This is a genomic window from Reyranella sp. (genome assembly GCF_050185545.1).
Taxonomy (GTDB): domain Bacteria; phylum Pseudomonadota; class Alphaproteobacteria; order Reyranellales; family Reyranellaceae; genus Reyranella.
Genome location: NZ_JBFWZI010000270.1, coordinates 1 through 7,750, shown reverse-complemented (window position 1 = coordinate 7,750; position 7,750 = coordinate 1). Strand labels below are relative to the sequence as shown.

Sequence of the window (7,750 nt, the reverse complement as noted above, 5' to 3'; positions counted from 1 at the left end):
CGCGCGCGATGTGCTCGATCTGCAGCGCCATCTTCGCCAGCACGACCGGGTGATAGAGCATCGGCTTGATCGCGGTGATGATCTCGATCCGCGAGGTGAGCGCCGCCAGCGCCGCCGACGACGTCCACGCCTCGAGCTGGTCGAGGTCCTCGCGATGCGGGTTGGCGGTGTGCTGGGCGACCAGCGTGCAGTCGTAGCCGAGCTGCTCGGCCTCCAGGATAAGCTTTCGGTTCCGCTCCCACGACGCGTCGTAGGGTTCCTCCGGGTCATGCAGGGCGGCGCGGTTGCCGTGGACCAGGGCCCAGATGCCGAACCTCAGAGGATGTTGCATGGCGATCCCGCTTGTACCTTTACCAGCCTCGTCTATGCGCGGCCAGCGCCCCGGGCCGCAAGCAAGCATTCGCGGACCATGGATGAGTGCGCTTTTCGCGAGGTGGATAGATTGGCAGGGCTTGACGATGGAAAGGTAATTGCCGTTTGTGCGCTGCCGAGAGGGGCCGGGATACTTTTGGCGTGATGAGCTTCGCCGCGTACCCCAAGGTCTCCCTCACAGGCGCCAATTTTGCCGGAAGAGCGAGTCATGCGCTGGGAGCGCACCGCTCCGATGGCGCTCTTCCCATTGATCACACGTCCCATAAGCGCCATCGGAGCGGTGCGCTCCCAGCAAGGAGACGAAGAGAAGAGGTGGTGCCTGCTAGTGGCGCGCTGCCAGCAATGGCAAGGGCCTGAGCGATGGCGTGGCGGCTCGGCATCGATATCGGCGGGAGCTTCACCGACGTTGCCATCGTCAACGAGGCGACCGGCGAAAATCGCGAGTTGGCGCAAATGGGCGTTGGATGATGGAAAGTGCTTACTTCAAGGCCCTCGCTCCGCCGCAATTCGTCGTCTGCGACGATGTACGAAGCGAGATTGGCGGCAAGGATGTCCTAGCCGGGGTCTACCCTGGAAACGTCATAGTCGTTGGCAGGCTTCCAGCGCGCATCGAGTTCGCTACCTGGACGGTCTTTCGCGCTGGGAAAGGCGGCACATTCGACTGTCAGTACCGATTCAAGATGGAGGACGGGGTCGCGACAGGATTGGGCCGAACGACATTCTCGGACATGACGGTCGACAAGTTGACGGCATTGAGAACCAAATCGCAGATTGACGTTTCGGAGCCTCAGGTGGTCGAAATGCAACTTCGCTTCGAGGGCGAAGGGTGGATTTCCGCCAGAGCTCTCGAAATTGTCAGGCAGACGTAGCGCCCCCTTCTCCAGGAAGCATGGGCAATCCTTCTCAATAAGACCACTCGACCGGCGTATCCGGCCGGAACACGACCACGCTCTTGTCCCCGTTCGCGACATCGATGCGCTCCGGCGCGACCAGCGGCGCGGCAAGCAGCGTCACCCGCTTCTCATTGACCGGCAGCCCATAGAACCGCGGGCCGTTCAGCGACGCGAACGCCTCCAGCCGGTCGAGCGCGCCTTCCTCGGCGAAGATCTGAGCGTAGACCTGCATCGCCACCGGGGCGTTGAAGATGCCGGCGCAGCCGCAGGCGCATTCCTTGGTGTCGGCGGTATGCGGCGCGGTGTCCGTCCCGAGGAAGAACTGGGTCTGGCTGGCCGTCGTCGCGGCGCGGCGCAGCGCCAGGCGGTGCTCCTCGGCCTTCGCGATCGGCAGGCAGTAGAGGTGCGGGCGGATGCCGCCCTTGAAGATGGCATTACGGTTGTAGCTGAGATGATGCGGCGTGATCGTGCCGCCCATCCGCGCGCCGCCGGCCTCGACGAAGGCGACGCCCTCCCGGGTGGTGATGTGCTCGAGCACCACCTTCAGCCCCTGGTGCCGCTGCAGCAGCGGCGCCAGCACGCGCTCGAGGAACACCGCCTCGCGGTCGAAGATGTCGACCTCGGGGTCGGTCACCTCGCCATGGACGAGGAGCGGCATGCCCGCCTTCTCCATCGCCTCGAGGGCGGGCGCGATCCGCTCCATCGAGGTGACGCCGTGCGCCGAATTGGTGGTGGCGTGCGCCGGGTAGAGTTTGGCCGCGACCCACACGCCCTCGCGCTTGCCGCGCGCCAGCTCCGAGGGATCGGCGCCGTCGGTCAGGTAGCAGGTCATCAGCGGCTCGAAGGCGAGGCCGGCCGGGACCGCTCTGCGGATTCGTTCGCGATACGATGCGGCCTCGGCGACCGTCGTAACTGGCGGCAACAGGTTGGGCATGATGACGGCGCGGGCGAACTGGCGTGCCGTGTGGACGGCGCAGGCCTGCAGCATCGGCCCGTCGCGCAGATGGGCGTGCCAGTCGTCGGGTTGGCGGAGGGTGATCGCGGTCGGCGGGGCCATGCGCGTTTCTACGCTTGCTCCCGGGCGGGCTCCTATGAAAATCGGGGCGGGTACGCCCCGATTTCCTCGGCATCGCGGTGCGCGCCCGGGGGTGCCGGGTGTCTCCAATGTTGATTGTAGGCACGAATGACTGTTGATTGCGGGCATGAAGGATCTGAAAGACGCGATAGCGTTCGCCAAATCGGCCGAATCAAAGTGGCCTGCCAGCATGCAGATGCCCGACGGCCAGTTCGTCATGACCTACGATTCGGGGGAGAAGGCGCCGGACAACGAGGTGCTGGGGCCGGTGACGCCGCGCGGCGGCCACGCCGGCATCGTCTATCACGGCGGCAAGCTCCTGGCCGAATGGGGCGACGTCGGTCATACCGACATGACCTTCAGTGTCGCCAAGAGCTTCCTCGCCCTGCTGGCCGGCCTCGCCGTCGGCGACGGGCTGATCAGGAGCCTCGACGACAAGGTCGCTGGCTACAGGCTCGATGACGGCTTCACCAGCGACCAGAACAGGGACATCACCTGGCGCCACCTGCTGACCCAGACCAGCGAATGGCAGGGCACGCTGTTCGGCAAGGAGGACCGCGTCGACCACAATCGCGTGGTCGGCATCGCCGTCGCCGAGGCGCCCAAGGGCACGCGCCGCCAGCTGAAGCCGCCCGGGACGTTCTACGAATACAACGACGTGCGCGTGAACCGCCTGTCGCTCTGCCTGCTGCAGCTGTTCAAAGAGCCGCTGCCGTCGGTGCTGAAGCGGCGGATCATGGACCCGATCGGCGCCACTTCGACCTGGAGATGGGACGGCTATCGCAACTCGACGGTGACGATCGACGGCAAGGAGATGGTCTCGGTGCCGGGCGGCGGGCACTGGGGCGGCGGCATCGTCATCTCGGCACGCGACCTCGCGCTGATGGGCCTGCTGGTGGCGCAGGGCGGCAAATGGGAGGGCAAGGAGATCCTGCATCCCGGCTGGACCGACGAGCTGGTAAGGCCCTGCCCGATGGCGCCGTTCTACGGGCTGATGTGGTGGCTCAACACCAACAGGCGCCAGTTCGCGGCGGCCTCGGAGCGCAGCCATTTCGCGCTCGGCTGGGGCAGCCACATCGTCTGGATCGATCCCGACAACGATCTCGTCACCGTGCTGCGCTGGATCGATCGCAAGCAGGCGCCGCAATTCGTCGAACGGCTGCTGGGGGCGCTCGGCTGATGGCGCTCGACTACTCCGCCGTCCCGCGCATGCCGGACGGCCGCACCGCCGCCGAGCACATCCGGGAGATCGAAGCCACCGCCCGGGCGGTGCGCGTGCCGATGGGCAATGGCGGCCGCATGATGTGGCACATCTGGGGCGAGGGCTCGGGCAAGCCGATCCTGCTGCTGTTCCACGGCGGCTCGGGCTCATGGATCCACTGGATCCGCAACGTCCAGCCGCTCAGCGAGCATTTCACCGTCTACGCCGCCGACATGCCGGGCCTCGGCGACAGCGACCCGCCCGACGACGTGCGCGACATCTGGTCGGTGACCCATTGCGTCCAGGCGGCGATGCAAGGATTGCTGCCGGCCGAGGAAAAATTCGCCATCACCGGCTTCTCGTTCGGCGGCATGGTGGCCGGTCACATCGCCGTGCTGTTCGCCCAGCGCATCCGGCGCATCGTCATGGTGGGCGCGGGCGGGCTCAAGGCGACGCGCAAGCCCGGCCCGAAGCTGCGCAAGCTGCTGCCCGAGATGCCGGCGGAGACCCTGGCCGCCGAGGCCCGGCGCAACCTCGAGATCCTGATGCTGCACGATCCGGCCGGGGTCGACGGCATCGCCATCCATATGCAGATCCTGAACACGACGCGGGCCAAGACACGCAGCCGCGACATGGGCCAGCAGTTCAAGCTGAGCGAGGTCCTGCCGCGGGTAAAAGTGCCGCTCACCGGGATCTGGGGCGAATTCGATTCGACGACCTACCCGAACATCCAGGAGCGCATCGACCTGTTCCGTGCCCGCCAGCCCGATTTCGAGATGAACGTGATCCCGGGGGCCGGCCACTGGGTTGCCTACGAGGCCGCCGACGCGTTCAATGCCAAGCTGATCGAGATTCTTGCTGAACCCCAGGCACGCTCGACGCTCACCGCGGCATCTCGAGGTGGCGTTGCGTGACCAGAGCTCTTCGCCGGGAGCGCGCCACTCTCACGTGGATCGCGGGCGTCTCGCTCGCTCATCCTCATGAGCGGGCGAGACGCCCGCGGTCCACATGAGCGGGCGAGACGCCCGCGGTCCACATGAATGGCGCGCTCCCAGAACACCCGCAGGAGGACGCAGTGAAGACCGAAGTTTCCGAGATCGCCGACAGGATCTATCGCCTGTCGACCTTCCTGCCCGCCGTCGGGCCGACGGGATTCACCTTCAACCAGTTCCTGATCGACGCCGACGAGCCGTTGCTGTTCCACTACGGCCAGCGCTCGTTGTTTCCACTGATCTCCGCCGCGGTGAAGAGCGTGATCCCGCTCGAGAAGCTGCGCTGGACGACCTGCAGCCATGTCGAGGCCGATGAATCGGGGGCACTCAACCAGTGGCTGGCCGCCGCACCCAGGGCGACGCCGGTGCACGGCCAGGTCGGCTGCAACATCTGGCTGCGCGACATGGCCGACCGCGAGCCGAGCGTGCTCGCCAACGACGAGGTGCTGGACCTCGGCGGCAAGCGCGTGCGCTGGCTCGACACGCCGCACGTGCCGCACAACTGGGACGCCGGCGTGATCTACGAGGAGACCACCGGCACGCTGTTCAGCAGCGACCTGTTCACCCAGTTCGGGCCGGCCACGCCGACGACAGAGTCGGAGATCGTGGGGCCGGCGATCGCCACCGAGAAGGCAGTGCCCTACATGCCGGTGACCAAGCTCACCGAGCCGACGCTGCGGCGGCTCGCAGGCCTCAAGCCCACGACGATTGCGCTGATGCACGGCCCGAGCTTCAAGGGCGACGGCGCCGCCGCGCTGACGGCGCTGGCCGATCACTATCGCGATCGGCTGGCGGCTTAGCGACACAACTCATGTTCCTCCCCCGTCATACGGGGGAGGCGAAAGGTGGAGACACCCCATGGCGCACACGCGGCTTCGCAAGTTCAACACCAGGGACACCTACCCCGAACAGAATCTCGATAACGACCTCTGCCAGGTCGTCGTCGCAGAGGGGAAGTTCGTGTTCGTGCGCGGCCAGATCGGGCAAGACCTCGACAGCTCGAGAAGCGTCGGCATCGGCGACGTCGCGGCGCAGACCGAGCAGGCGATGGCGAACATCAGGATGCTGCTCGAGGAGGCCGGCTCGAAGCTCGAGCACGTCTGCAAGATCACGATCTACATCGTCGATCCGCGCTATCGCGAGACGGTTTATCGCGTCGTCGGCAAATGGCTGAAGGGCGTGTTCCCGGTCTCGACCGGGATCGTGGTCTCCGCCCTGGCGCGGCCGGAATGGCTGGTCGAGGTGGATGCCATCGCGGTCATCCCGCCTGGTCGTGCGTGACTCTCTCTGTCATGCGTCTTCCGGACCGCGGGCGTCCCGCCCGCTCATGAGTCCATGAGAGGGCGGGACGCCCGCTGTCCGGAAGAACCATGACCCCTCCGCCCCGCATGACGGGGCACCTCCCCAGCGAAGACGCTGGGGAGGAGGATTACGGCCCCGCCTTCAACCCCAGCGACTGCAGGTAGGTCCAGCGGACCACTCCGTTGGCGAATTCGATGCCGTCGAGGTACGCGGCGATGGCGCGGTCGATCACGTCCTGCGCCGGCTTGTCCTTTCGCATGCCGTCGGCGAAGGCCACGATCTCGTTCCAGTCCTCGGGGCGCGGGATCGAGACCACGGTCGAAGGCGTGTCGAGGTTCTTGTAGGTCCAGAACGACCAGCCGATGCCGTGCGTCTCGTGCAGCAGGCGAAACTGCTCGTTCCACTCGTCGGTGAGCTCGCCGGTCTCGCCGAGGAACAGCGGCACGCCGTAGCGGTTGGCGAAGTTGAGATGGCGCTGGATCGAATCGCGCTTCGTGCTCGCCCAGAACGAGTGATACGTGTAGGCGAGGTTGGGCGCGAAGGGCGGGCCGAACATGTCGAAGCTCGAGCTCCACTGCCCCGCGGCCAGGATGACGATGCGGCCAGGATCGACCTCGCGGATCGCCGCTGTCACCTTCCGATAGAACGGCTCGAGCCGCATGTTGAGCGTCGCCACGTCGTGATAGGGCGCGATCGGCTCGTTCAGGATGTCGTAGCCCAGGATCGCCGGATCGCCGCGATAGCGCTCGGCGATGGCGCGCCACAGCTTGATCGCGAGCGCGCGATCGCGCGACACGTAGAACATCAGCGGATAGCCCGGCCCGTCGTCGTGATTGATGCCGGTCTGGCCACCCGGCGCGGCGTGAAGATCGAGCATGGCGAGCAGGCCGGCGTCGCGCACCCACCCCAGCACGCGGTCGAGCAGCGCCCAGCCCTCGCCCGCAATCTCGCCTTCGGCGGTCATGAACAGGCGCCAGTGCAGCGGGATGCGCACCATGTTGAAGCCGACCGACTTGATGAATTGGATGTCGGCCTCGGCAATGTAGCGGTCGCGATAGCGCCGCCAGAACCCGGCCGCGTCCTCGCTGCCGAGCAGGCGGTCGAAGGCGCCGTAGATCTGGCGCGGCGCCTTGGCGACCTCGAACTTGAACATGTAGCCCTCGGGCATCAACCAGTTGCCGAGGCTGATTCCCTTGATCAGCAGGGTGCGGCCGTCCGCCGTGACAAAGTTCTTGCCATCGATCCGCACCAGGCCGCCATCGGCGCGGGCAGGCAGGGCGAGGCAGACGATCGACAGCACGACGACAAGCAGCGCCGACAAGCCGCGGCTCATTCTCCTCTCCTCCTTCGCTGCTACGGAGTGGACACGTCTCCGATCCTCCCCCGTCTTACGGGGGAGGTGCCCCCGTGGGGGGGGGTGGGGCAAGGCCTCAAACGAGATCCCTGAAGTTCCGACGTCGGAATCAGAAACATCTCGAGTGTGGCTTTCCCCCTCCGCCCCGTATGACGGGGCACCTCCTCCGATTGCGGGGGAGGGATTCGAGATGTGTCCACTCCTCACCTGCTTCGCTGGAGAGGAGAATGCCAAGAGCGCCACGCAGTGAGCGCGCTGCCGGCCACGAGCGTCATTCATCGGGCACCCCTTGTGGTGGCAACTCTAGCAGGCGATTAAGGTCGCGCCCATGTTTCTCGCCTCGCTCCTCGTGCCGATTGCCGTCCTGGCCATCGTGCTGCTGGTCCAGCGCCTGCGGTTGCCTGCGTTCCTCGCCATCATGGCGACGATCGTGGTGTACGGGATCGCCGCCGACATGACCTTCCAGTCGGTCGGCAAGGCCTTCGGGCTGGGCTTCTCGGCGGCGCTCGAGCAGGTCGGCCTGCTGGTGGTTGCCGGCGCGCTGGCCGGAGCAGTGGCGCT

General features: G+C 66.4%; 8 protein-coding genes and 1 pseudogene. 6 read left to right on the top strand and 3 right to left on the bottom strand.

Annotated features, from left to right (window positions below):
* A partial coding sequence (locus AB7O82_RS35655) for an LLM class flavin-dependent oxidoreductase (RefSeq protein ID WP_428621631.1) occupies positions 1 to 331 on the bottom strand: 331 nt, incomplete at its 3' end.
* Between the two features lie 508 nt (positions 332 to 839).
* Between AB7O82_RS35655 and AB7O82_RS35650 the strand changes: the two genes are divergently transcribed.
* On the top strand, positions 840 to 1,241 hold the full coding sequence (locus AB7O82_RS35650) for a hypothetical protein (RefSeq protein WP_428549048.1): 402 nt from the start codon (positions 840 to 842) through the stop codon (positions 1,239 to 1,241).
* Positions 1,242 to 1,275: 34 nt separating this feature from the next.
* Here the strand turns inward: AB7O82_RS35650 and pyrC are convergent, their stop codons facing one another.
* Positions 1,276 to 2,322 carry a dihydroorotase gene (pyrC, locus tag AB7O82_RS35645; RefSeq protein ID WP_428549045.1) on the bottom strand — a complete coding sequence of 349 codons (1,047 nt, stop codon included), beginning with the start codon at positions 2,320 to 2,322 and terminating at the stop codon, positions 1,276 to 1,278.
* 145 nt (positions 2,323 to 2,467) lie between these two features.
* On the opposite strand from pyrC, the gene AB7O82_RS35640 reads away from it, so the two are divergent.
* From AB7O82_RS35640 to AB7O82_RS35625, 4 genes are all read left to right on the top strand, one after another.
* Entirely contained in the window at positions 2,468 to 3,520 is a 1,053-nt protein-coding gene (locus AB7O82_RS35640) for a serine hydrolase domain-containing protein (protein ID WP_428621630.1), read from the top strand.
* Entirely contained in the window at positions 3,520 to 4,455 is a 936-nt protein-coding gene (locus tag AB7O82_RS35635; protein WP_428549039.1) for an alpha/beta fold hydrolase, read from the top strand. Before AB7O82_RS35640 ends, AB7O82_RS35635 begins: the two co-directional genes overlap by 1 nt.
* Positions 4,456 to 4,616: 161 nt before the next feature.
* Positions 4,617 to 5,333 (top strand): MBL fold metallo-hydrolase, encoded by a 717-nt coding sequence (locus tag AB7O82_RS35630; RefSeq protein WP_428621629.1) that lies wholly within the window; start codon positions 4,617 to 4,619, stop codon positions 5,331 to 5,333.
* Between the two features lie 58 nt (positions 5,334 to 5,391).
* Positions 5,392 to 5,814 carry a RidA family protein gene (locus tag AB7O82_RS35625; RefSeq protein ID WP_428621628.1) on the top strand — a complete coding sequence of 141 codons (423 nt, stop codon included), beginning with the start codon at positions 5,392 to 5,394 and terminating at the stop codon, positions 5,812 to 5,814.
* A 148-nt stretch (positions 5,815 to 5,962) separates the two neighbouring features.
* Here AB7O82_RS35625 and AB7O82_RS35620 read toward each other — a convergent pair whose 3' ends face one another.
* Complete coding sequence (locus tag AB7O82_RS35620; protein WP_428549030.1) at positions 5,963 to 7,168, bottom strand: glycoside hydrolase family 5 protein; 1,206 nt, start codon at positions 7,166 to 7,168, stop codon at positions 5,963 to 5,965.
* A 349-nt stretch (positions 7,169 to 7,517) separates the two neighbouring features.
* Between AB7O82_RS35620 and AB7O82_RS35615 the strand changes: the two are divergent.
* Positions 7,518 to 7,750 (top strand): annotated as a pseudogene (locus AB7O82_RS35615) (hypothetical protein); the annotation flags it as partial.